This window comes from Streptomyces sp. NPDC048590, assembly GCF_043199535.1.
Classification (GTDB): domain Bacteria; phylum Actinomycetota; class Actinomycetes; order Streptomycetales; family Streptomycetaceae; genus Streptomyces.
This window is the reverse complement of record NZ_JBICWC010000007.1, coordinates 125,197-147,461: the sequence shown is the minus strand read 5'-3', so window position 1 is coordinate 147,461 and position 22,265 is coordinate 125,197. Positions and strand designations below refer to the sequence as shown.

23 protein-coding genes are annotated in these 22,265 nt (G+C 69.4%); 16 read left to right on the top strand and 7 right to left on the bottom strand.

Translation table 11 applies throughout. From position 1 onward, the window contains the following. Positions 1–5: 5 nt before the first annotated feature. Positions 6–2,990, top strand: coding sequence for an RNaseH domain-containing protein (locus ACGFNN_RS21565; protein ID WP_393558009.1), 2,985 nt, complete (start codon positions 6–8; stop codon positions 2,988–2,990). 191 nt (positions 2,991–3,181) lie between these two features. Further along, positions 3,182–3,568 (top strand): hypothetical protein, encoded by a 387-nt coding sequence (locus ACGFNN_RS21560; RefSeq protein WP_393558007.1) that lies wholly within the window; start codon positions 3,182–3,184, stop codon positions 3,566–3,568. Between the two features lie 62 nt (positions 3,569–3,630). On the opposite strand, the gene ACGFNN_RS21555 is transcribed toward ACGFNN_RS21560, so the two are convergent. From ACGFNN_RS21555 to ACGFNN_RS21535, 5 genes are all read right to left on the bottom strand, one after another. Then, positions 3,631–4,719, bottom strand: a complete 1,089-nt coding sequence (locus ACGFNN_RS21555) for a tyrosine-type recombinase/integrase (RefSeq protein WP_393558005.1) — start codon at positions 4,717–4,719, stop codon at positions 3,631–3,633. Between the two features lie 66 nt (positions 4,720–4,785). Beyond that, a complete protein-coding gene (locus ACGFNN_RS21550) occupies positions 4,786–4,992 on the bottom strand; it encodes a helix-turn-helix domain-containing protein (protein WP_154821627.1) in 207 nt (68 codons plus the stop codon). 346 nt (positions 4,993–5,338) lie between these two features. Further along, a complete protein-coding gene (locus ACGFNN_RS21545; protein ID WP_393558002.1) occupies positions 5,339–6,022 on the bottom strand; it encodes a tyrosine-type recombinase/integrase in 684 nt (227 codons plus the stop codon). Positions 6,023–6,900: 878 nt separating this feature from the next. Further along, on the bottom strand, positions 6,901–7,452 hold the full coding sequence (locus tag ACGFNN_RS21540) for a GNAT family N-acetyltransferase (RefSeq protein ID WP_393558000.1): 552 nt from the start codon (positions 7,450–7,452) through the stop codon (positions 6,901–6,903). Positions 7,453–7,477: 25 nt separating this feature from the next. After that, positions 7,478–8,827: a hypothetical protein gene (locus tag ACGFNN_RS21535; protein WP_393557998.1), complete on the bottom strand. Its 1,350-nt coding sequence runs from the start codon at positions 8,825–8,827 to the stop codon at positions 7,478–7,480. Positions 8,828–9,063: 236 nt separating this feature from the next. On the opposite strand from ACGFNN_RS21535, the gene ACGFNN_RS21530 reads away from it, so the two are divergent. Continuing rightward, a complete protein-coding gene (locus ACGFNN_RS21530; protein WP_393557996.1) occupies positions 9,064–9,537 on the top strand; it encodes an ATP-binding protein in 474 nt (157 codons plus the stop codon). 74 nt (positions 9,538–9,611) lie between these two features. On the opposite strand, the gene ACGFNN_RS21525 is transcribed toward ACGFNN_RS21530, so the two are convergent. Together ACGFNN_RS21525 and ACGFNN_RS21520 are read right to left on the bottom strand one after the other, a co-directional pair. Beyond that, positions 9,612–10,100, bottom strand: a complete 489-nt coding sequence (locus ACGFNN_RS21525; protein WP_392013876.1) for an SAM-dependent methyltransferase — start codon at positions 10,098–10,100, stop codon at positions 9,612–9,614. Positions 10,101–10,169: 69 nt separating this feature from the next. Further along, complete coding sequence (locus ACGFNN_RS21520; protein WP_393557994.1) at positions 10,170–11,558, bottom strand: Tat pathway signal protein; 1,389 nt, start codon at positions 11,556–11,558, stop codon at positions 10,170–10,172. Positions 11,559–11,579: 21 nt separating this feature from the next. Here ACGFNN_RS21520 and ACGFNN_RS21515 point away from each other — a divergent pair, with 21 nt between their 5' ends. From ACGFNN_RS21515 to ACGFNN_RS21455, 13 genes are all read left to right on the top strand, one after another. Beyond that, positions 11,580–12,242, top strand: a complete 663-nt coding sequence (locus ACGFNN_RS21515) for a DUF6415 family natural product biosynthesis protein (protein WP_393557992.1) — start codon at positions 11,580–11,582, stop codon at positions 12,240–12,242. Positions 12,243–12,465: 223 nt separating this feature from the next. Beyond that, positions 12,466–14,376, top strand: a complete 1,911-nt coding sequence (locus ACGFNN_RS21510) for a glycoside hydrolase family 15 protein (protein WP_393557991.1) — start codon at positions 12,466–12,468, stop codon at positions 14,374–14,376. A gap of 11 nt (positions 14,377–14,387) precedes the next feature. Then, positions 14,388–15,923 carry an ATP-binding protein gene (locus tag ACGFNN_RS21505; protein ID WP_393557989.1) on the top strand — a complete coding sequence of 512 codons (1,536 nt, stop codon included), beginning with the start codon at positions 14,388–14,390 and terminating at the stop codon, positions 15,921–15,923. 76 nt (positions 15,924–15,999) lie between these two features. Continuing rightward, positions 16,000–16,512 carry a roadblock/LC7 domain-containing protein gene (locus tag ACGFNN_RS21500; RefSeq protein ID WP_393557987.1) on the top strand — a complete coding sequence of 171 codons (513 nt, stop codon included), beginning with the start codon at positions 16,000–16,002 and terminating at the stop codon, positions 16,510–16,512. Further along, entirely contained in the window at positions 16,509–16,922 is a 414-nt protein-coding gene (locus tag ACGFNN_RS21495) for a DUF742 domain-containing protein (RefSeq protein ID WP_393557985.1), read from the top strand. Before ACGFNN_RS21500 ends, ACGFNN_RS21495 begins: the two co-directional genes overlap by 4 nt. A gap of 55 nt (positions 16,923–16,977) precedes the next feature. Further along, positions 16,978–17,562, top strand: a complete 585-nt coding sequence (locus ACGFNN_RS21490) for an ATP/GTP-binding protein (RefSeq protein ID WP_393557983.1) — start codon at positions 16,978–16,980, stop codon at positions 17,560–17,562. After that, positions 17,562–18,194, top strand: a complete 633-nt coding sequence (locus ACGFNN_RS21485) for a GAF domain-containing protein (RefSeq protein ID WP_393557981.1) — start codon at positions 17,562–17,564, stop codon at positions 18,192–18,194. The genes ACGFNN_RS21490 and ACGFNN_RS21485 overlap by 1 nt, the downstream gene beginning before the upstream one ends. Before the next feature lie 54 nt (positions 18,195–18,248). Further along, positions 18,249–19,502, top strand: coding sequence for an acyl-CoA dehydrogenase family protein (locus ACGFNN_RS21480; RefSeq protein ID WP_393557979.1), 1,254 nt, complete (start codon positions 18,249–18,251; stop codon positions 19,500–19,502). Positions 19,503–19,630: 128 nt separating this feature from the next. Further along, positions 19,631–20,113 carry a DNA-binding protein gene (locus ACGFNN_RS21475; RefSeq protein ID WP_393557977.1) on the top strand — a complete coding sequence of 161 codons (483 nt, stop codon included), beginning with the start codon at positions 19,631–19,633 and terminating at the stop codon, positions 20,111–20,113. After that, positions 20,110–20,760 (top strand): hypothetical protein, encoded by a 651-nt coding sequence (locus ACGFNN_RS21470; RefSeq protein ID WP_393557975.1) that lies wholly within the window; start codon positions 20,110–20,112, stop codon positions 20,758–20,760. Before ACGFNN_RS21475 ends, ACGFNN_RS21470 begins: the two co-directional genes overlap by 4 nt. Beyond that, a complete protein-coding gene (locus tag ACGFNN_RS21465; protein WP_393557973.1) occupies positions 20,757–21,332 on the top strand; it encodes a DUF6624 domain-containing protein in 576 nt (191 codons plus the stop codon). Before ACGFNN_RS21470 ends, ACGFNN_RS21465 begins: the two co-directional genes overlap by 4 nt. Positions 21,333–21,406: 74 nt before the next feature. After that, positions 21,407–21,874 carry a DUF6082 family protein gene (locus tag ACGFNN_RS21460; protein ID WP_393557971.1) on the top strand — a complete coding sequence of 156 codons (468 nt, stop codon included), beginning with the start codon at positions 21,407–21,409 and terminating at the stop codon, positions 21,872–21,874. Positions 21,875–22,003: 129 nt separating this feature from the next. Continuing rightward, on the top strand, positions 22,004–22,189 hold the full coding sequence (locus tag ACGFNN_RS21455; RefSeq protein WP_393557969.1) for an FxLD family lanthipeptide: 186 nt from the start codon (positions 22,004–22,006) through the stop codon (positions 22,187–22,189). Positions 22,190–22,265 lie beyond the last annotated feature (76 nt).

The following is a 22,265-nucleotide window of genomic DNA, read 5'->3' as shown; positions in this document are numbered from 1 at the left end:
CGCTCATGGGGCGAAGCAACACGCAGCGGGATCTCACCGCGCACACCACATCGATCCGGTGCACCCCCGAGCTCCTGGACGGCATGACCGCCCTGGTCTGGGACTTCGGCGACTACCACTCGCCCATCCGCACGGCCTGGCGGGATTTGGGGAGCACGGCCTCAAAGAACGCGAAATGGATCAAGGATGTCCAGGAATCCGACCCCTTCCTGGTCCCCTATTCCATCGCTGTCACCGTGCTCCAGCAGATCACGGATGGCTACGTCTACCTGGACAAGTACCTGGCCTTCATGGTGACGCTCAACCCCGTGGAGCCCGACGCCCTCAGGACGGTCTTCACTTACCTGGAAGGCATCGTCCGCCGGATTCCTCTGGATGAGATCCCCTTCATGGATCCACCCACCTTGGCCCGACTGGTCGCGGACGTCGCTCCTGAGCGCCGAAGCCTGGCTAAGAACATCCTCCAGGAGGAAGACGGCAAGCCCGCCAGTCCGGACAGCTGGGCCTATGAGGCGGTGAAGTGGCACATCGCCAAGAAGCTGGCGGCAAAGCCCTTCCTCGACCGGGAGGTCGAGCCGGTCCGTGAGGCGTACGAGGCGACGAACGGCCAGGTGAAACACAGGACCGTCGGCTGGCAGCCCTCCGACAACGTCGCGGCCGTGCAGTACCGGCCCATCAGCAACGGTGACCTGATCGCCTGGGAACAGCCCATCGGCCCGGTCTTCGCCACCCTCGCCCACCCGGTCGACCTCGCCGAAGCGCTCAAGGCCCGTCCCGAGAACCCCACCCGCAGTCAAGTCCAGTACGCGCTGTCCCGCCTGTCGGTGAAGATGGCCACCTACACGGCCGAGCCGAACCCCGTCCTGAATCTTGACGCTCACATCCGGCGCATCAACAACACGGTGATCCACGCCAGCACCGTTCTCGTGGACCAGGGAACAGACCGGCCGATCATGTCTGTGTCCCTGGATGGGCGCGGTCTGCGGCAGACGAACAAGCATGCGCTGGAAATCCTGGCGAAGATGGACGCCGACCGGTCATCGCTCAACGCCATCGAGGAACGCGTCGCCGGTGAGCGCAGCCGCCTGAACGCCAGGGACGAAAATGGCAAGAGGATCGACATCCTGACTCCTCCTCCTGGCGCGATCAGGCCGACCATGCCGAAGACGGACTCCTTCGCTGTCGGTACCGGCGCCGGCATCCACCATCTCTCCCTGCTGCGGGAACACATCCAGCGAGTCTTCGGTGACGCCGTCTCCCTGCTCGATCTGAAGTCGAAGGGGAATGTCTTCGGTAAGCGTTCCCACGAGCCCGCCACTGCCGCCCAGGAGAAAGAGAAGAAACAGAAGAAGCAGGATGGCGAATACGTCGATCTCATCGGCAAGCCCTCCCCGGAGGGTATTCGCCGTTCCATCGAAGCGGCCGGATACAAGAAACTCCGCATCCTGTGCCTGTGGTACCGCGACGCGACCCTCACGCGGATGATCCACGGTCTCGCCCACCCCTACGGGATGGACCCGGAGGGCATCGATCCGGACCCTGACGGAAAGAAGTCCTTCCCGCTCGCAGACGGCATCGAAGCTGTCTTCTGCAACGCCGAAGCCCTGCTGGAGCACGGCCCCGGCACTCAGCGCGCCACTGACGCCCAAAGGATCGTCGGCACCTTCGCAGAACCCGGCGTCCTCCTCGCCGCCTGGTGTGAAACAGAGATCCCGGTGCGCGGCGAGGAACACGAGGGCATGAAGCCCGCCGAAGTGAAGACCGCCCTGGCGGAGAACGACGCCAAGCACCAAGTCGTCCGGGAGCTCGCCAAGGCTGCAGTGCCGTCCCAATTCCTCGTCGGCCGCGAGTACGACCCGTTCACCAAGACCTTCACCATCATCAAGAGGCCCGCGAAAACCTACGAGGATCACCGCGTCTACATGGGTCTGCTGGACCTCTACCGTTCGTGCGGGGTCGTGGACGACCGCTTCGAGCGTGCTCTCTACCCCGACGACGACCCCTACCCGCTGCCCCGCATGGCCTTCTGCGGCATCCACATCCGCAAACAGGCCACGGACCGCAAGTACAAGGGCCAGCCCAAAAGGATCATCACCGCCAGCGTGATCACCCCCTCCCCTGAACCCGGGGGCCCGTGGCGCATGATCGGCTGGAGCAACATCCACCCGCAGTGGGAGCACTACGCCCTCGCACAGAGCAACTTCCACGCCGCCAACTACCCTCTTCACACTGAAAACGGCGACGGCGAAATCCAGCGCTGGGCACAGGCCGGCGTAGACGTCCGCACCGCCCTCCAAGAGCTCCACGACGAGCTCGACGGGCTGCCCTACGCCTTGATGATCGACGGTCACGCCAGCCGCCGTGTATGGCCCGGCCTCCACAACAACAAGCAGGGCCTCGGAAAAGATCCCGGCGACCCGCGCCTTTGGCTCCCCGCAAGCGGACTGCCCCCGTCCTGGAATCCGGTCAGCATCATCCGCATGAACTGCGCGCAAGCGGAAATGCCCCGCCTGGTCGCCGTCACCGAGAAGCAGAAGAACGGCAAGACCGTCCCGCTCAAGACCTCCAGCGACCTCTACTACCCGGAAGCCCGGCCCGAAGGCCACCCCTGGTTCCTGTTCACCGAACCCCGCAACTACGGCAAGAAGCGCCACGGGCAGTGGAAGACCCGCTGGCGCGCCGACCCGGGGAAGGCATCGAAGAATGCCGACGAGCGCAAGGAGAACGAACTGAGCGCACCGTGGTACAGCATGACCACCAGGGAGATCACCCCCATGCACACGCGGGACGGCTACGACCGAGAGACTCTCGCGGTTGCCGCGGCACGGCTTTGTCACCAGGCGCTCTCCTGGTCAGACCGGACGCGATACCCAGCCCCGCTCCACGCCGCGCTTCAGATGGACCTTGGCCACCCCCAGTACCGACGCTCCGAGCCGAAGGACTTTGAGAGCATTGAAATCCTGAGGGAAGCCAGCGGCACCGACCTGTAGGTGCAGGGACGGCTCCGAGCCGTACTGTGTGGCGGGCTCGAGGATGAGGCCGCCACCATACGGCAGCAACGCTGGTCGCACTCACCTCGACGGCGCCCGCTGGACATTGGAGTCACGGCTGGGACATCTACTGCAGCGTCTCGAACGCCTTGTGGCGGAAGCCGACCGCCGTGAGCGGGAGAAGGAGCTGCGTGAGGCCGAGCAACGGCGCCGCTGGTACGCGGCCGTCGCGCGGGCTCGCGAGCAGCAGATCGAGCAGCAGGGCGACGATTCTTACCGGGCAGATTCGGGCCTGGCGGCAGGCCGAAGAGATTCGCGACTTCTGCCAGACAGCCCGCGCCCGAGCAGGCGAGGCGCCGGTCGCGACGGACGAGGCGGACTGGCTGGAATGGGCTGAGGCATACGCGGTGCAACTCGACCCCTTGAGGGAGCCCTTACGCCCTCCTGTGGATCCGCCTGCCGGGCGGGAGGCGCTGCGTGAGCTGGCGAAGATCGATGCGTACGCCTACGCGTGGCCGTTCGACGCAGACGGCCGCTGGACGCTTCCCGGCGACTGGTCAACCGACCCGCGAACGTGACCCGGCCGGCCCAAACGGGAAACACCTTTGCCCTGTCCGTGGAGGACAGGGCAAAGGAACGTTCATGCGACGATGGTGAGCGGGGTTTCCATGCGTTCCCAGGCTCCCAGCACAGCCTTATGGGCGTCCGGCTGGAGGTGGGCGTAGCGCTGTGTGGTCTGGAAGCTCTCGTGGCCGAGAAGGTGCTGAACTTCGTAGAGCGAGACTCCCCTCTGGACGAGCCACGAAGCGCAGGTATGGCGCATGGAGTGCGGCGGGTAGTGCGGGACGAGCTGCAACTCGCCGTCGTCGCCGAAATGGTAGGCAGCCTCGACAGCAGGCCACCAGATCTGCCGACGCCAGTTGCTGTCGGCGAGGAGGCGCCCGGAGCGGCCCTTGGTGATGGTCGTGAAGACCACTGCGTCGCGGTCGAGCCGGTGGATGTGGCGTTCGAGAGCTGCGAGGACGTGAGGCGGGAGCGGGACCTCCCGGCGGCTCTTGGAACTCTTGGGGTACTCCTTGATGCCGCTCTTGGTGTTGACCTCCACGACGAACAGGCGGGAGCGGCGTGTGTCGATGCGGTGGCGGTGCAGGCCGGAGAGCTCTCCCCAGCGCAGTCCGGTGTAGAAGCCGAGCAGGCACATCGTCCGCCAGGCGGGGGCGAGTCCGTCGAGGATGCTCTGCGCCTGGTCGGGCGTGAACCACTGCGGCGGTTTGATCGCGATGGGCGGCAGATCGATGCTGCGGCACGGGCTCACCGCGATCACATCGTCGTCGACAGCAGCGCGCATGATGGACGACGTCAGGTTGTAGGCCCGCTTGATCGCGGCAGGGCCTGCGCCCTTCTCGACCAGGGAGCGTATCCAGCTCTGGACGTCCATGCGGGTGATGGCCCGCATCTCCCAGTCAGCCCAGTACGGCATGACGTGGTTCTTGATGCTGGACGCGTCGCCCCGCAGCGTGTGGGGTTCGACGATTCGGGCGTTCCACCACCGGTCGTGCCACTCCCGGAACGCGATCTCACCGGCCCGCGGGTCGCGCATGCCTCCGCGGGCGAACTGGGTCTCCAGTTCGATGCCCCAGGCCCGCGCCTGGGCCTTGAGGGGGAAGGACTCGCTGAACCGGTCTCCGGCCCGGTTGCGTACGGTCGCCTGCCACTTGCCGGACTTCAATTTGCGCAGGTACGCGGTACTACTCCTTTATTCGGAAGCGGTGAGGTCTGGGCTGGGGGCGGGAATTCACCGACGGGGGCGCGGGGAACCAACCAATCTCCTGGCGATGAACTCCTCAAGCCCGGCAGCAGGGACACGGACGCGAGATCGTTCCGTCCCGGTGCGCAGGTCGACGACGGGGAGGTCGCCGGCGGCGATGAAGCGGTAAACGGTGCGGCGGTCGACGTCCAGGGCGGCGGCGACAGCGGGAATGGACAGCAAACGGGCAGGCATGCGCGGGTCCTCGGAAACAGAGGGGGAAAGGCCAAGCAGGTGAATTGATTCAGCCGGGCTGTCGGCAGTCCACGGCGCAGGTCATTCGGCCCTGTAGGGCAGTGGGAACCAGATCGCTGTGGGTCGAGCCATGTGACACGGTCGCGTGCGGCGTGGACCGCCGACGATCGAAATGTGCTCGGCGCGTGGTCTTCGAGCTCGGATCGTGAGTCGGAGCGCGAGAGGGGAAACTACCGCTCGGGAATGTCCGGCAGGCGCAGGATCTCTTCCAGGTGCTCCCAGCCGATCTCAATGAGCCTTTTCAGAGTGGCCACCAGACGGGTGACGGGCCGGCGCGAAAGGCAGGCTATGCCGTGCGCGATCTCGCAGGTCGATCGGCCGTCAACGACGGCCGGACCCTCATCCCTGCGGGGTCAGGTTGAAGAGGTTCAATGTCTTCCAGCCGGAAGCAGTGCGGGTACCGCAGTGCGATCCAGCTCGCACTCACGCCAGCCCACGCGGCGACACCCCACGCAGGAACGCCCGCCTCAAGCCACCGGTCCAGGCAGGAGTCACGCAGGCTGTAGACCTGCTCCCCCAAACCCTCCTGCACCTCGTTTGAGCTCAACACCGCTTGGCGAGCCTGCCTCCACGCCTTCTTGTATTCGGAGGACGCCAACGGCCCACCCCGCTCGGCCGGGAACAGCAGGTCTTCAGCTTCCAGACCCGCCTCGTCGATCCAGCGCCTCAGCACACCCACGATGTCCGGGGTGACAGGCACCGTCCGGCGCTCGCCGGCACGGACCAACACCTCCCCGAACTCCCCGTCCGGGAGCGTCACGTCCTGCACCCGTACCGAGGCTGCTTCACCCGGCGAAAGGGCGGTGCCCGCCATAGAGGCGAGGAAAGGGAAAACGGCTCCCGAAGATCCCTCCTGGAGCCACTCCAGAAGGGCGCGAACATGGTCCGCAGACAGCAAGGACGATTCACCTATTGCCAGCTTCGACAAGCTACATGACTCCTCACGCGAGACATCGGGATGCGTCGGCATCCCCTGGTCATTCAATGGTCTGCAGAAGCGCCGGTTTGGCCAACCGGCGATCGTCGGCTATGTTGCCCGCCTCGTTGGCTATTTCGGTCCCAGCATCGCGTGGCCCCTCCTGATGACTGAGGCGCCTAGAAATCCGATCTGAGGCGCCATCGCTCCGAATGACAAAGTGTCCGCAGCCGGAATGCGTGCGCTGCGGACGTTGTACGTTGACATAGTTCCGGAGCATCTATCCAGTCGTCACGGACGCTTTCTTGTCTGCCGTGAGCGATTGCGCAGAGACCGATAGTTCGGTGGCAGCGCTTCACGGCCCCCGGCGCGCGCCGCCTGCACGGGGCATTCGGCATGAACTCGTAGCGAGATTCAAGGCGCACCGCTAGCCGCTAGGACGCCAGTGCGTATGAGTGAACGAGCCTGCGCGAGTACTGGGCACCCACAAGCCGCACCGCGGCGAGGGCGAGCAGCCAGCCCCCGAGGGTCGTCGTCTTCGCCTGGACGAAGTACGACGGGCACGGCCCCCGCGCCGAGCGACTCGGGAAGATGCGCACCGCACTGGAGCTTGGCTCGGCGGAGGGCGATGAGGCGGCGTTTCCTCGCCCTCACGGGCGTGGAGGTCACCGCACTGGACTTCTCCGCCCGCTATTTGGAGTGGGTCTGCTCATAGTGGCAGGTGGAGCCCGTGCTCTTCGTCCAGGCCCAGGGCGTCCGTTTCCTCAGCCGCACCGAGCGGAGCTGGACGCGGTCTTCTCCATTGGGGGCGCGACCTGGTTTACCGAGACGGAGTAACTGCTGCCGCTCTTCACCAAGTGCCTGGCCCCGGAGTAGAAGCACAACCGCCGCGGGGCCGCCCAGTCGGACCAAAGCCTCGGCGCACGGGCGGGTCAGGCCGGGCGCTTCCATTCTTCGGCGAGGATCCCGTGAACGATGGAGTCCCGCCACTGCCCGGCGCGCTGGATGTGGCTCCGGATGACCCCCTCTTCGACCATCCCAGCGGCGGACATGGTGCGGGCGGAAGCGTCGTTGAGCGGTGAGCGGGCGCCCCAAACACGGTGCAAGTCCAGGTCGAGGAAGGCCGCAGCAAGGAGCAGGTGGACAGTCTCCAGGCCGTACCCGACGCCCCAGGCGTCCGGACGCAGTGCGAAACCCATCGTGGCCGCACGCTGCTGGTGGGGGTCGATCGCCAAGCGACCGACCCCCACCAGGTGCTGCGTGTCTCGCTCGACGACGACCAGGCCGTACTCCGTACGGGGTTTGGCCGTGGCGGAAGCGATCCAGCCAGCCACGATCTGGCCCACCTGGTCGCGGGTGCGCGGCTCGAACGACATGTGCGCCGTCGCCTCTGCGTCACCGTAGATTGCGTGCACCCCGTTCGCGTCTCCGATGTCGGTCTCGCGCAGGGCGAGGCGGGCGCTAGAGCGGGCGACGGGGTACATGCTGGCGACTGTACCGGCGTGACGGTTACCGAGGCAGAGCGGGGCGGTTGGGCTTGTAGAGCCCGATCTCCTCGTGCAGCTGCCGGCCGGTGGCCGCCTCCCGCAGGGGGCCGGTCGAGAGGGCACTGCGCACGCGATGGACGGAGGTGACGATGCCGGCGTTTCGATAGCTGGGGGGCAGGTCCAGCACGGGGCGAACGGCGTCCGCCGCGCCTTCGAGGTCGCCACCGTTGAGCCGGACAAGGGCCAGGTTGCACTGGGAGCCGGCGAGGTCGCCGAAGGCCCAGTTCGGGTCGTCCTTGTCGCTCAGGCCCTTCACGGCCTCCTCGGCGAGTCTGCCCAGACGGTCGTCGCCCTGACCCAGGAGGACGGCCGCCTCCACGTGGTAGTACCGCTGCTTGGGCAGGGAGTAGGTCAGCAGACCGCCCAGCTCGTCCAGCGCGTCGGGGCTGATCGCCTCGCGGAGGCGCTCGGCGCGGACGGTGGCCTCCTGGACCGCGTCAGCGTCGCCGAGCACCGCAGCGGCTCGGGCTTCGAGGCCGGGCAGCCACACCGACACGCTGCCGCCCGGATGCCCCGCGGCTGCACCCTGACGGGCGAAGTGGAGGGCATCCTCGGGCTGCCCCGCCCAGTAGGCGATCAAGCTCTTCAGCCCGTCGACCAGGGCTACCAGCGCCGGCTCCTCGGCCTCGCGGGCACAGAAGCCGGCGGTGCGGGCCTGCATCCGGGCGGTCGCCGGGTCCCCGATGTCGTGGCTGCCCTTGGCCATCATGAAGGAAAGGATGGCGGCCATCCGCAACAGCTCACGGGCCTGCCTGGGCCGGGCGCGCCCACCCTCGATGAGTCGGAAGGCGTCGTCCTGCGCCTGGGCCAGGTCCTCCCAGAGCTCAGGGAGGGGGACCCGCGGGTACTCCTGGGCGATGCGGGTCACCTCATCGCGGAGGAAGCCCAGTGCCTCCTCCCCCACCTGGTTGTTCTCGGCCCCCAGAGTGAACTGCATCGCGCGTCGCGCAGCCATCGCGCCCACCTTTCTCATCTCGCGCAGGTCCGTGCCGAGGTAGGCAGGGACGTCAGTGTGTGGCGTGCCGGGCGCCGCGCCGGGAGGAGCTTGTGCGGCCGGCCCCCAGAGCTGGTCGATGCTGTGACCGAACATGTGGGTCAGGACCCGCTGGAAGTCCTTCTGCGGCTTCCGGGCGGTGTAGTACCAAGCCTCGAAGGTGGCGGCTGCAGGCTCCAGTGTGGCCAGGTGCGGCAGCCCATCGAGCGTGGCGACCTCTTCGGCGGACTTCCTGAAGTGCCGCAGGAAGACGACATGGTCCTTCCAGGCGCGCCGATCAACCTCAGCACGGAACAAGGTGGGTTGCGTCTCCGGCATGTGCCCTCCTCGTGCGCCAGCACGTCAACTCGGCTGACGTTAGACCGACTTCTCCCTCAAGCTGCCCGGACCGAGGGTCTTTCAGCAAGTCGAAGAAGGTCCGAGGGAACGCCGAGGCTTTCTCGGCAACGTCCGAGCCAAGGCGATGGAACTTCGTGGGTGGTTTCAGGTCGCGTAGTTGGCCACGCTCGTTCCAGTGATCGCGCAGAGTGCCGAAGTGATCACGGACTCTGCGCATGACCTGGAGGCCAGCGATGAACTCGACGACGAGCACCACTGCCCCACTTGTCGGGCAGGACTCCGAGAGCCGGCGCACCCGGCCAATGGGGCTCGGATTCGACGCCGCTTTCACCCCCGAACGCTGCCATGTCGCCGGCGCCCGCAGAATGACCACGTCCCAGCTGCGCTTGTGGCACGTACCCGAATCGCTGACCACTGACGTCGTCGTCATCGTCTCCGAACTGGTCACCAACGCGATCCAGCACGGCTACGGCGACATCAAGTTGCGGGTGCAGTGCAGCATGGACCGCCTGCTTGTTGAGGTCAGCGACCAGAACTCCGCCCCTGCTCGGATGCGGCCCGTACACGACGAGGACACCCGCGGGCGTGGCCTGCACATGGTCGACCAGCTCGCCATGCACTGGGGCGTGAGCGACGGCGGACTCACCACATGGGCGGCGCTCGGAATTCCCCTTGAGACGCCGCGATGAACATCCAGGACGCGCAGCCAGACATAGTCCGTGCCACCACAGCTAGCCGTCACCTTGGACGTGTTGGCATCGGCTTAGGACTGAGGACGTCCGTTCGCGTCATCCCAATAGGTCGCGAGCATTTCTCCCGGCCAGGCTGGCTGACGGATCGGGCCTCGTGGGCCCATCTGCTCGAAGTACGGCGCGACGTCGAAGACGGGAGTCCCATCGACAGCGTCGAAGTCCGTGACGATCAGGTCCCGACCATCAACCCTGAGCAGCCGCGGGTAGCTGACAGCCAGTTGATTGGGGCGTCGGTGGTTGCGGTGGACGAAGGTCCCTGTGGCCGGCCAGCTCGGATTTCCCCGGGGGCTGCGCGCGTGCAGCTGGACGTCCTCGGGTCGCGCCTGGTGAAAATGCCAGGTCACCGTCAGGTGGGAGAACTCCTCGATGCCTTGCAGGGTTTCGAGCGGGAAGGCGCCGTCCATTCGGATGATCGATTCGACTCCGCCCTGGTAGTCGTCTTGCACGCGGGTGTGGCCACCCACGACCGTCGCAACTGCTCGGACCTCGTACGTCGTCACCGGTTCTTCCTCTCCTCGGGCGATGCTGGTCCGCGGGCTGCCGTCGGGCATCGAACGTCCGTCTCGCGATCAGCCTATGGCCCGGAGCATGCCGCGTGCCCGCCGGTCCAGCTCGGTCACGTGGCGGCCTCCGCGTTGCCGGACGGGCGAAAGATCGCTCTGGATGCGGACGATCACGTCGCGCGTTCGGCCGGACTGGACGCCGGTCATGGCGTCGAGTGCTTCGTTCCAGGTGGCGCACGCTTCGTCGAGGTTTCCCCGCTGGACTTGGACGGCTCCGAGGTAGCCGAGCGTCACGCTGTGCGTGCGGGCGAACTGCTGACGTCGGCGTGTGGCCACACTCCGCTTGAAGTGCATCTCCGCGTCGAGGGGCTGTCCTATGTCGCGCAGGGCGCAAGCGGTCTCGTGGGCGAGGGAGGCTTCTTGGAAGAAGCCGACGCGGGCGGGGGCTTCGGCGTTGTCAGCGCGGGCGAGATCGCGTTCCGCGCGACTGATCGCCGCCAGGGTGCCGACGCGGTCACCGTCGGCCGCGAGGGCACGGGCGTGGACGATCGCCAGCAGCGCCTTCTCGCGATGGCTGGCCTGGCCGTAGCGGTCGCGGGACATGGAGGCGTCGGCCAGATCGAGCGCCCTGCGTGGGTGCCGGAGATCCACGGCCTGGTGGGCGAGAGCCCGCAGAACATGGCCACCGAGAGCTCCGTCGCCGGCCTCCGCCGCGATCCGGGCGGCGACGGTGAGATAGCGCTGGGCAGTGCGGTGTTCACCGGCGTCGAAAGCCATCCAGCCGGCGAGGTACGCCATCTCCGCGACCGCGGAGTACGTGCCGCGGCGAAGCTGATCCGTACGGAATTGGCTTCCGAGCAGGGTCACCGCTTCGTCGAGCAGGTGGCTGGCGAGGGCCTTGCGGCCGGATGCGCCGCCGCGCTGCTGGTCGCGTGCGGAGTAGTAGACCGTGAGGTCGCGGACATCGTCGATGTCGGCCTGGGTCACCGCGCGCGAAGAGACCGGTCGGCGGTTCGCCGCTGCGGCGGGGGCGGCTGCCCACCACGACATGGTGGGCAGAGCGAGGCCAGCGGCGGAGTACGCGGCGGTGGCCAGCAACTTGCGTCGGTGCATATCGAGATCGTCGCTTCCCAACTCGGCCAGTGCGGTCAGAGGGTCGACGCTCCAGTCGGATCCGGTGTCGGTCGTGCCGGACGGCGCTTCTTCCAGCCCGAGGTCGGCCAGGGTGAGGCGGCGGCCGAGCCTGCGGGACAGCGTCTCGCGCAGGATATGCGGCGCTCTGCCACTCGGCTTTGTGCCCTGAACCCACATAGCGATGTGCGAGCGGGATACCGCCCCCAGCTCACGCACCCCGCACTCCCCGGCAACGCGGGCAACAGCGCTGGCGGCTTGCGGCTGGGACCAGCCTGCATCGCGCAGGAGCGCGGCAAGAGCGACATTGCGTTCACGGGCCATGGGCCGCCCCTCGGTTCCGAAATGATCTTTGACGCCTTTGACGGCCTCCCCATCCGCGAAGGCATACCCGTCGCGCGTGAATCGCGGTTCGCTCAACGTAGCGATCAGATCACGCACTTCGCACGCTGGCCGTCGGCTCGGACCGGGGTCGTAGCCCCATTTTGGCTTGATCCGAACAGGAGTTGTGTCATGCGCCCTTCGCCGGCCCTTCGCCGACACGGCCAGCTTGCAGACTGGCTCGGGCTACGAGCGCCCGTCACCGAGGCGCAAACGCCGGAGCGCGATCACCTGATGGCCGCGACAGAAACGGTCACGCTGGTGCTGGGCGAGGATTCGCCACTGCCCGAGAGCCCTACCGATGTGGAAGACCTCGTACGCCTGCTGCGCGGCCACGTTGCCCAGCTGGGCGCGCGCACCGTTCAGGGGACCTCCGCGCTGCTGCGGGCGCAGCAGCTTTGCTCCGAGAGCATCCCCGAGGGTTACATGCCGAGCAGGATGTACCTGGTCAGACTCGCCGAGGCCACGCGCGAGCTGACGGCCCACGTAGCGAGCGGCGCTCCTGACGCAGGCCGGGTGAAGGGTCGGTGGCGCTGGCGAAAGCCCCCGGTCAACGTGCTTCGTGGGGCCGTCTTCGCCCTCGCCCTGGCCTGCTTGGTCCTCGCTGCTTCGGTGCCGCGGACATGACGGGGTGCCGTCGTCATTGCTCTGGTCCTCGGGCCGATGGCCTGGCTGGTGCTGCGCGGCGATCGGGCCGCCAGGCGGGCTCGGGCCGTCGAGAACCTGCTTCCGCCCGGCGACGCTCCCCCTCACCACGGTGAGGACCGGCCAGCCTCCTGCCTACCGTCCCCGGCCGCTGCTGCGGCCCCGATATCACCCCGCACCCGCAGGGCTCACGGAGATCCACACGATGAAACAGCTTCCCCGGATCGAGCAGTACGGCCTGATCGGCGACACGCAGACCAGCGCCCACGTCCGTGACGACGGTTCGATCGACTGGCTGTGCCTGCCCCGCTTCGACTCGCCGGCCGTCTTCGCCGGCCTGCTCGGCACGCAGAAGCACGGCACCTGGCAGATCGCACCGGCCTCGTCCGTAAGCGGGGACGGTTCCGGGACGGTGGATGAGCGCCGGTACCGCGGTGACTCGCTCGTCCTCGAATCGCTGTGGCGTACCCCGACGGGGTCGGTCCGCGTCTTGGACTTCATGCCGCCGCGCGACGGTACCCCGCAGGTGATCCGCATCGTCGAGGGCGTGTCCGGCGTGGTGGAGATGGTCTCGGCCATGCGTCCCAAGCCGGGGTACGGCAGCGTCAGCCCGTGGATCCACGAGGTGGGCGGGCGCATGGTCGCCGAGGCCGGTGCGGACGCGCTGTGGCTCGACACCTGCGTCCCGCAGGTGGAGAAGGACGGCGTCGTCGTCAGCGCCTTCGCCGTCGCCGCCGGGCGCAGCGTGGCGTTCGTGCTCAGCTGGTGCCCGTCCCACGCCGCCGCCCCGGACGTCCCCGACCCGGAGGCCGCGCTCACGGAGACCCTCGCCTTCTGGCAGGACTGGACGACGGAATGCACCTACGAGGGGCCCTACCGCGAGGCCGTGGTCCGGTCCTTGATCGCGCTCAAGGCGATGACGTACGGGCCGAGCGGCGGGATCGTCGCGGCGCCGACCACCTCGCTGCCCGAGCTGATCGGCGGCGACCGGAACTGGGACTACCGCTTCACCTGGCTGCGCGATGCCTCCACGACGCTGGCCGCACTGCTGGGCACCGGATACCGGCAGGAGGCGCAGGCGTGGCGGCGCTGGCTGCTGCGTGCGGTGGCCGGTGACCCGGAGAACCTGCAGATCATGTACGGGATCACGGGGGAGCGTGACCTGCGCGAGCGGGAGCTGCCCTGGCTGCCCGGGTACGAGGGCTCGACTCCCGTACGTGTCGGCAACGGCGCGGCCGACCAGCTTCAGCTGGATGTGTACGGCGAGGTGATCGAGACCTTGTACCTCGCGCACCAGAGCGGTGTGGCCCACTGCGCCGACACCGCCGTGCTGCACCGGCGGCTCGTGGAGCACCTGTCCCGGCGCTGGCGGGAGCCCGACGAGGGGATCTGGGAGATCCGAGGAGCGCGCCGGCACTTCGTGCACTCCAAGGTGATGGCCTGGGTGGCCGTCGACCGCACCATCCGTCTGGCCGAAGCCGGCGCCCTCGACATGGACCCGGCTCCCTTGGTCGAACTGCGAGCGGCGATCCACCACGAGGTCTGCACCGAGGGCTTCGACCGGGTGCGCAACACCTTCACGCAGTCCTACGGCTCCCAGGAACTGGACGCCGCCACGCTGCTGATCCCCCGCGTCGACTTCCTGCCGCCCGATGACCCGCGCGTCGTCGGCACCGTGGACGCTGTACGCCGCGAACTCTCCACCCCTGACGGTCTCGTGCGCCGATACCCGACCCGCGGCAGCCGCACCGGGGTGGACGGGTTGAAGGGTGATGAGGGCGCCTTCTTGCTGTGCTCCTTCTGGCTCGTCGACGGCCTGGCCCTGACCGGCCGCATCGACGAGGCCCGTGCCCTGTTCGAGGGCCTCTTGGAATTGCGCAACGGCCTCGGGCTCCTGGCGGAGGAGTACGACCCCGTCCAGCGGCGCCAGCTCGGGAACTTCCCGCAGGCGTTCAGCCACATGGGACTGATCGAGAGCGCCCGGCTCCTTCAGGTCCTGACGGCGGGACCTGCCCACCGCCACGGCCCGGTCTCGGTGCCGGCGCCGCGCTCGGCCGCCTCCAGCACGCGCACGACCAGCCCCGACCTGACGCCGCAGCACGCCACCCACGCCTGACGAGGATCCTCATGCCTGACAGCGCCTTCCCGGCACGGCCGGCCGCTACCGACCACCGCAAACGGCGGCCTCCGGTCGACGCGATCACGCTGCACCGTGCCCGCCGCGCCGTGGCCGTGCCCCTGGTGCTCCTTGGCACGTTACTGGTAGCCGCCTTCGCCCTCCGGTCGGTCTCCGCGGTGGGCCCCGGCTGGCTCCTGACCGGTCTGGTCTGCGGGCTGGGTGGGGTCGCAGCCATCGCGGCTCGCCAGGCACGCACCTTCGCCCAAGCTGTGCAGACGGCAGCAGAGGAAGCCCAGGCAGCAGCGCAGACGGCCGTGGAGGGGGCTCGGGCAGCGGCGCTGGCGAGGGTGGCGGAGGCGGCGGCTGCCGTCGAGAAGTCGGTGCAGTGGTCGGCGGACGAGCTGTGCCGCGGCGGGCGCCCCACGCTGCAGGACCCCCAGACGCCGCCACCGGCCGGCGCGAATGACGGCATCAACAACGCGCTGGGTGTACTGCAGGTGCAGGCCATCGCCTCCCTGATACGCGTTCACGACGAGTCCCAGTCCGTCGTCCTGCTGGAAGTGCTACGCCGCCTGGCCATGCGCGAGCACGCCCTGGTCGGCAAGGCGCTCCAGGCGCTGAGTCGGCTGGAGATGCTGACCGACGACCCGGAGCTGCTGGCCAAGATCTTCGAGATCGATCACCTCGTGACGCGGATGCGGCGTCAGGTGGAGAGCACGGCGGTGCTGGGCGGGCAGTCCCTGCGCAGCACACGTCAGCCCGTGCCCGTCACCACCACGCTGCGCGGGGCGGTCTCCGAGGTCGTGCAGTATCCGCGCGTGGCCGTCGCCGCCGGGTCCGTTGGCGCCGAACTCGGCCTCCCCGGCCATGTGGGTCCGGACCTCACTCACCTGCTGGCAGAGCTGATCGAGAACGCCTGTGAGAGCTCCGACCCGGCGACGAAGGTGATGGTGCGTGCGCAGCGGGTCGCGAACGGACTGGCGGTCGAGGTCGAGGACCGGGCCATGCCCATGCACCCGCAGACGCGGGCACAGATGAACCACCTCCTGAAGGCGCCGAGCGAAGTCGACGTTAGCGGCCAGGTGCGGGCCGGGCAGCTCGGGCTGCTGGTCGCGGCGAAGATCGCCGAATCGCACGGCTTCTCCGTCGTGCTGCAGGAGAACACAACCGGAGGCACCACCGCCCTCGTCGTCATCCCCGGGCGACTCCTCGTCGCGATTCCCCCCGTCGAGGACGCCGGCATGCCCGCGGGGCAGCCTCGGTCCGCCCTTCCGCCGGTGCGGCAGACCACCGCAGCCCCATCTCCAGGCCAGGCCACCCGCCCCGGGCCCCCCGGCACGCCGAGCCCCGCGGCGGCAGGTCATCCGGGCAGCGCGCCCGCCCTACCAACCCGCACCCGTCAGGCCGGCGCGTTCCGACCACCCCGCGAGCAAGCGCCCGTGGCCGCGCCGACGCCGGGGCTGGCCGCCGCCTTCCGTTCCGGCATCCAGGCCGGCAACACCACCCCCTCTCGCCCTGCTCCGGACGATCACCCCAACCCCTGAAGAACCACTCACGGCCCCCCTTCCTGCAGGCCCACTCCCACGCGTCGGGCCCTTCCCCCCTTCTGGAGCGATTCCTATGAGCACCCACCACGAGACCGGCACCGTGACCGGCGTGTCCGCGCCCGAGAGCAGCCCGAGCGGCCAGCGGGACAACATGGCCTGGCTGCTGCGTCAGTTCGCCGGCGACACCCCGGGCGTCACGCACGCCGTCCTGCTGTCGCGGGACGGGCTGCGTCTGCTGGACAGCGACGTGGACAAGGACTGGGCGGACGAGCTGTCGGCCGCCATCTGCGGCGTCGCCTCTATCGCCTCGAACATCTCCGGCCCCAGCCACAAGAAGCGGCCGGCCCGGCAGGTCATCATCGAGCGTGACGACTGCCTCTACTTCGTCCAGAGCGCCGGGTGCAGCGCCGCCTTCGACAAGACCCCCGGCAACGAGCGCGGTGAGGTGGAGACGATCCTCGCCGTCGTCGCCACCACGGACGCCGACGTGGGCTCCGTGGGCTTCGAGATGGGCCGCCTCGTGTCGAAGTTCGCCCCCTACATGAAGATCCCCGTCCGGGTCGGCACGAGCGGCGACGTCCGGTGACCGGCCACGGCCGCGCGGCCGAGGAATCGACGTTCGTGCGGACCTACACCCTGACGCGCGGGCGCACCAAGCCGAGGCATCTGCTCGGTCTGGACACGGTGCTGGAAGCGGGGTCGGGCCGGCCCGGCCCGGCACAGGCCGAGGAGTGCGCGGAGATCCTCGCCCTGTGCCGGGCACACCGACGGTCGGTGACCGAGCTGGCGGGCCGCCTCGGCCGGCCGGTCACCGCCGTCAAGGTCCTCGTCTCCGACCTGCTGGACGCCGACGCCCTGGTCGTCCCCTCCACCGCCCCCTATGCCGCATCCGGCTCGGACTCGGATGCGGGCCCCTCCACCCAGCTGCTGGCGGCCGTTACCGCCGGCCTGAAGAGGAAGTTCCCCAATGCCACCCGCTACCCCCAGGCCGGATGACTCCCGCGTGCTCCTGCGTCCTTCACCGCGCCCGCCCGCCGGCACCGCGCCGATCGTGCTGAAAATCCTGATCGCCGGGGGCTTCGGCGCGGGCAAGACCACCGCCGTGGGCGCCGTCAGCGAGATCACGCCGCTGAGCACCGAGGAGTACCTGACCGAGGCCGGCGCGGACGTGGACAGCCTGGCCGGCCTGGAGGCCAAGCGGACCACCACGGTCGCCTTCGACTTCGGCCGCCTGAGCCTGCCCGACGCGCCCATGCCCCTGGAGCTGTTCCTGTTCGGCACGCCGGGCCAGGACCGGTTCGTCGACCTCTGGTACGAACTGGCCCGCGGCGCCGTCGGGGCGGTCGTCCTGATCGACACCCGCCGTCTGGAGAGCAGCTTCACCCCAGTCAGCTTCTTCGAGGACATCGGCCTGCCCTTCGTCGTCGCCGTCAACCACTTCGACGGCGCCCACCGCTACCACCCCGAGCAGGTCCGCACCGCCCTCGAACTCCCGCCCTCTGTACCGGTGGTCGTCTGCGACGCCCGCGACCGCAACCACGTCGCCGGCGTCCTGCTCACCCTCGTCGGCCACGCCGAAACCCGCACCTCCGCCGGGCGCGGTCACCCCGCACCCACCACCCTCCAGGAAGCCTGATGTCCCAGCACCCCTACCGCACGCCGCAGGCCGCACCGCCCGCGCAGTCTCTTCCGCGACGCGACACGCGGGAGGCCGCACGCGGCCCCTTCACCCCGCCGGACACCACCCTCCCCAGCCAGTCGGCCCAGCAGGCGTCGGAGCTGGCGCAGCGCTATGAACTGCTGCACCGCCTGGGCGTTCCCACGACGGCCGACGAGGACTTCGACGACCTGGCCCGGGACATGGCCACACAGGCCGGGTTCCTGTACGGGTTCGTCAACCTCTTCCTGGAGCAGCAGACCTTCGTCGGGCTGCACCAGCCTCCGGCGGACAGCGGTTTCGTGATCGTCGGACGCACCATGAGCCGCGACCACGGCTGGTGCCCGGAGGTCATGGCGCGCCGGAAGGCCCTGCCGCTGCACGACGTGCACGCGTCCCCGCGCTTCAGCGGCAACGCGGTGGTCGACGCCGTCGGGATCCGTTCCTACTTCGGCGCCCCGCTCATCCACGCCAGCGGCACCGTGCTGGGCACGGTGTGCGTCATCGACCCCGAGAAGCGGCCCCTGGCCGAAGCCCGCCGCCTGCGGGACATCGTCATCAACGCCAGTGCGCAGGTGATGGACCACATCTCCCGCGCCCCCGTCCGCTAGGCCGTTCCCCCCACCCGCTCCGCGTTGCGACCTTCACCCAGGGAGAGGGAGACCATGTCCGCCACACCTACCACACCGCCGCCTTCGCTGCGTCCCTACCTCACCGCCCGCCACGACCTGCTGTGGCAGGAGGCGGACGCCTTCGCGGCCGAACACATCGCGCCGCGCGCTGCACGGATGGAGGCCGCCCCGGGCAAAGTGGAGCGCACGGCCGCCGACCTGATGGCCGCCCGGCGGTGGTTCGCCGTCACCGTCCCGGCCGCCTTCGGCGGGCTGGATGCCGGCCACGTGGCCAGGACCATCCTGATCCACCGCATCGCGCGGGTCTCGGCGGCTGCCGCGGCCATCCTGCAGGCGACCCTGATCCCCGTCGGCGCCCTTCTCCACTTCGCCACCTACGAGCAGAAGGGCCGCTGGCTGCCCCGGGTCGCGGACGGTTCCCTGCTGCTGTCGATCGCTGTGACGGAACCGCTCGCCGGCGGACACATCGGCGGCATGGCGACCACCGCCGAACGCGCCGGCCACGAGTGGGTGATCACCGGCAGCAAGATCCACATCGGCAATAGCCACCTCGCCGGCGCCCACCTCGTCGTCGCCCGCACCGCAGGGCCCGGCGTGAGCACCTCCCAGGCGCTGACCACGTTCATGGTCGAAGCCGACCGCCCCGGCCTGTCCGTCCCCGGCCACCAGGCCGCTCTCGGCCTGCACGGCTTCTCCGCCGGCCGCCTCGACCTCGACCACGTTCGCGTTCCCGAGGACGCCATGGTCGGCGAAGTCGGTCAGGGCCTGGCCGTGGCCCAGAGCAGCAGCATCCTGTACGGCCGTTCCAATTTGGCCGCCGTCAGCCTCGGCATCCACGAGGCCGTCGTGGACACCACCACCACGCGGCTCAAGACCCGCCCCCGCTACCGGGGCACCCTGTCCGACCTGCCCGTTCTGCGGGACCGCATCGGCGCCATGGAGGCCCGCCTGCGTGCCGGCCGGATACTCGCCTACCAGGCGGTGCACCTTCTCGACCAGGGCCTGCCCTGCGACGCCGACCTGATCAACTCCAAGTACCTCGGCCACCAGTGGGCCGCGCAGTCCGCCCAGGACGCCATGGAACTGCACGGCGCGCACGCCCTCGACGGCGCGTACGTCCTCCAGCGCTTCTGGCGCGACATCCAGCACACCTACCCCCCGGCCGGCACCGGCGAAGTCCAGCGAATACGCCTGGCGGACGCCGCCTTCGACGAGGACCACATCCAGTGGTCCGAACGCCTGGCCGCCGACGCCGCTTGGGCCCGCCCCGATCCGACCGCCGCCTAGACCCCCGTGCGCGGCACCCCGTGAATCCGCACCGCCGCGCACGGGCCCGTGCCGCCGGCCCCCGTCCCCCGCGGGGACCGGCGGCACCTCCCCCGGTGACCGCCCAACCCAGCCGAGAAAGAGACATCGTGACCCCGTCCGAAGCGACTAGCGCACCCATCACCCCGCTGAAGCCGACCCTGCTGCGCGTCGCCCAGCACCTGGCAGGCGGCCTCGCGCCCAAGGAGATCGGCGCACAGACCGGGCTGTCGGCCGAAACCGTCCGCCAGTACATGCGCGACATCCGCGAGAGCCTTCACTGCCCGCCGCGCTGCAAGCCCCCGGTGATCGTGCACCGCCTGTTCGCCACCCAGCAGGTGGCCGTTCCCGCGCCCGACCGGCCGGCGCCGCAGTTCAGTCCCGAGGATCTGCTGCTTGTGCGAGCCGTCGCCGAGCACAGCGACCCCCGCGATGTCGCCCTCGCCGCCAACCTCGCCCCCGCCGACCTGCGCGCCGCGCTCGACCAGCTGCTCGCTGACACGGGCGCCAAGGACACCACCCAGCTGGTCATCCTGGCGCACGGATGGAACCTGCTGACGGCCGAGCCGACGCGCGTCGGAGCGAGCCAGTGAACCGCCCCCCGGCCACCACGACCCACCAGGACCGGCCAACCGCAGCACCCTTCACCACGCAGCCCTCGGCCGCCGTGTACGAGATGCGCACACTACGCACGGAGGCCGAGCGCGAGGAGGCCGCCGCCCTCGTCCAGGACCGCCAGCGCTGGCTCGCCATGCGCAAGCTGCCCGTGCCCGCTCAAGCCGACGTCCCGGCCCTCTTCCGCGACCCGCAGACGAAGCCGGCCGGGCTGTTCGAAGACGGGAAGCTGCTGGCCTGCCTGATCCCCGAGCGCGACCCCGGCCTCGGCTGGGGCGAGGGTCCTTGCCTCCTTCTCGGCTGCGTCCACACCCTGCCTGACCATCCCGACGACATCATGCGGTTGATCACCCTGTGGGCCTCAGACTTCGCCGCTCGACAGGACCTGCCCGCCGTACGCGCCGAAGCCCTGGCTCGGCACTCACTGGATGCCGACCCCATCGCCGCCCTTCTGCGTCGTCTCACCGACATGGGCTGGGGCATCCGGGGCTCCGGGACAGGACACGAGGGTGAACGAGTCGCCCGCCTCGAACTCGCCGCCGAGCACCGGCCCGGGCTGAGCACCCTCATCGCCTGCCGTGTCCACGCACCAGAGACGGCCCCGGACGATCGGGGCAGCGCATGACGACCTCCGCTCCCCAGCGCCCCGACCTCACCCGCGAACTGATCGCCCGCGCAGCCCAGTCGGCCGCGCACCGGGCGAAACGAGTACGCAACCAGCTCGACGCCGTCCAGGTCGGCCAGAGCCGTCATACCGACCACGCCAACGCCAAGATCCTTAGCCGCATCCTGGCCGAACACGACTGGCCCGGCCATCGTCTCGTCGGCCCCGACGGAGCCCGCGCCGCCTGGAGCATCGCCCTGCACAGCGACGACGATCCCGCCTTCCAGCGCGCCGCCACCACCCTGCTCGGTCGTGCGGTCCAAGCCGGCGACGCCCTGGTTACGCACTGGGCCCACCTGCACGACCGCGCGCTCGTCACCAGCGGACGCGACCAGGAGTACGGAACCCAGCTCCTTCTGAGCGCCGACGGGATCGAGCTGTGCCCGCTGACCGCGCCGGCGTCGGTCGACGCACGCAGGGCCACCGTGGGCCTGCCACCCATCGCTCTCGCTCTCACGGCGGTGCGCCGCCGCTACGCGGCAGACAGCTGCGCCGACGAAACCCCGACCGTCGTCCTCGCGGGGGCCGCGTGAACACACGGACCCCCGAGCTCTCCACCAGGCGGCCTGCTGGCCGCGACTTGGCCCTGCGAAAGGACTGTTGACCGATGAAGCTCACCGCCGCCGTCGCCGCTGCCGGTGCTGCCCTCTCCCTCACCACCGCCCTGGTCGGAGCCGCTCGGCTCAGGCAGGACGCGCGGCACCAGGCCGAGCGGAACGAGGCGCTCCTCGCGCACCACCAGCTCGACTGGCTGAGCCGGGTGTCCACCAACGCTGACCTCGCCGAACTGTGGAAGCCCGAGGACATGCAGGCCGAGGAGTACATGCAGCTCATGTCGGCCAACCGACTCATCTGCGCCCTGAGCCTGCGCCACTGCCTCGGCCGCATCCGTGACGGACAGCTGCCGTTCTACGCCGCCATGGTCATGGACTTCGAAGTCTGCCGGCGCTACTGGCAGCGCTTCGGAGACCTCCGCGCCCAGGAGGCCGAGGGCGATGAGCAGGCTCAGCACTTCACCCGGGCACTGGACGAGGCCGCCAAGAACCACCCGCAGGCGCAGCCCGCCCCGGCCTGACAGCACCACCACCGACTCCGGACGCGTGACCGCCGAGCGGCTCCGCCGGCCGCAACCGTCCGGCGACAGGCCCCGGGGCCCAACCGGGCCCCGGTATCCCGCACCACTCACCACTCCCAGGAGGCATGCATGACCGCCATCCAGACCGAGAGGCCGACCGCCCCCGCGCAGGCGGACCTCGTGAAGCCCGACGACGACCCGTTCGGGCTCGACATCACCTTCATCGAGGGCACGCCGGCGACCGAGACGGCGCTGATGTGTGGCACGGGCGACAACTGCGGCAGCTCCTGCCCCAGCGCCTGCACCACCTCGTAAGCCGGGACACCCCGGCAGCGCGGGCCGGACGGGGCTCTCCCCGTCCGGCCCGCCCCGCCCATCACACCCAGAAGGT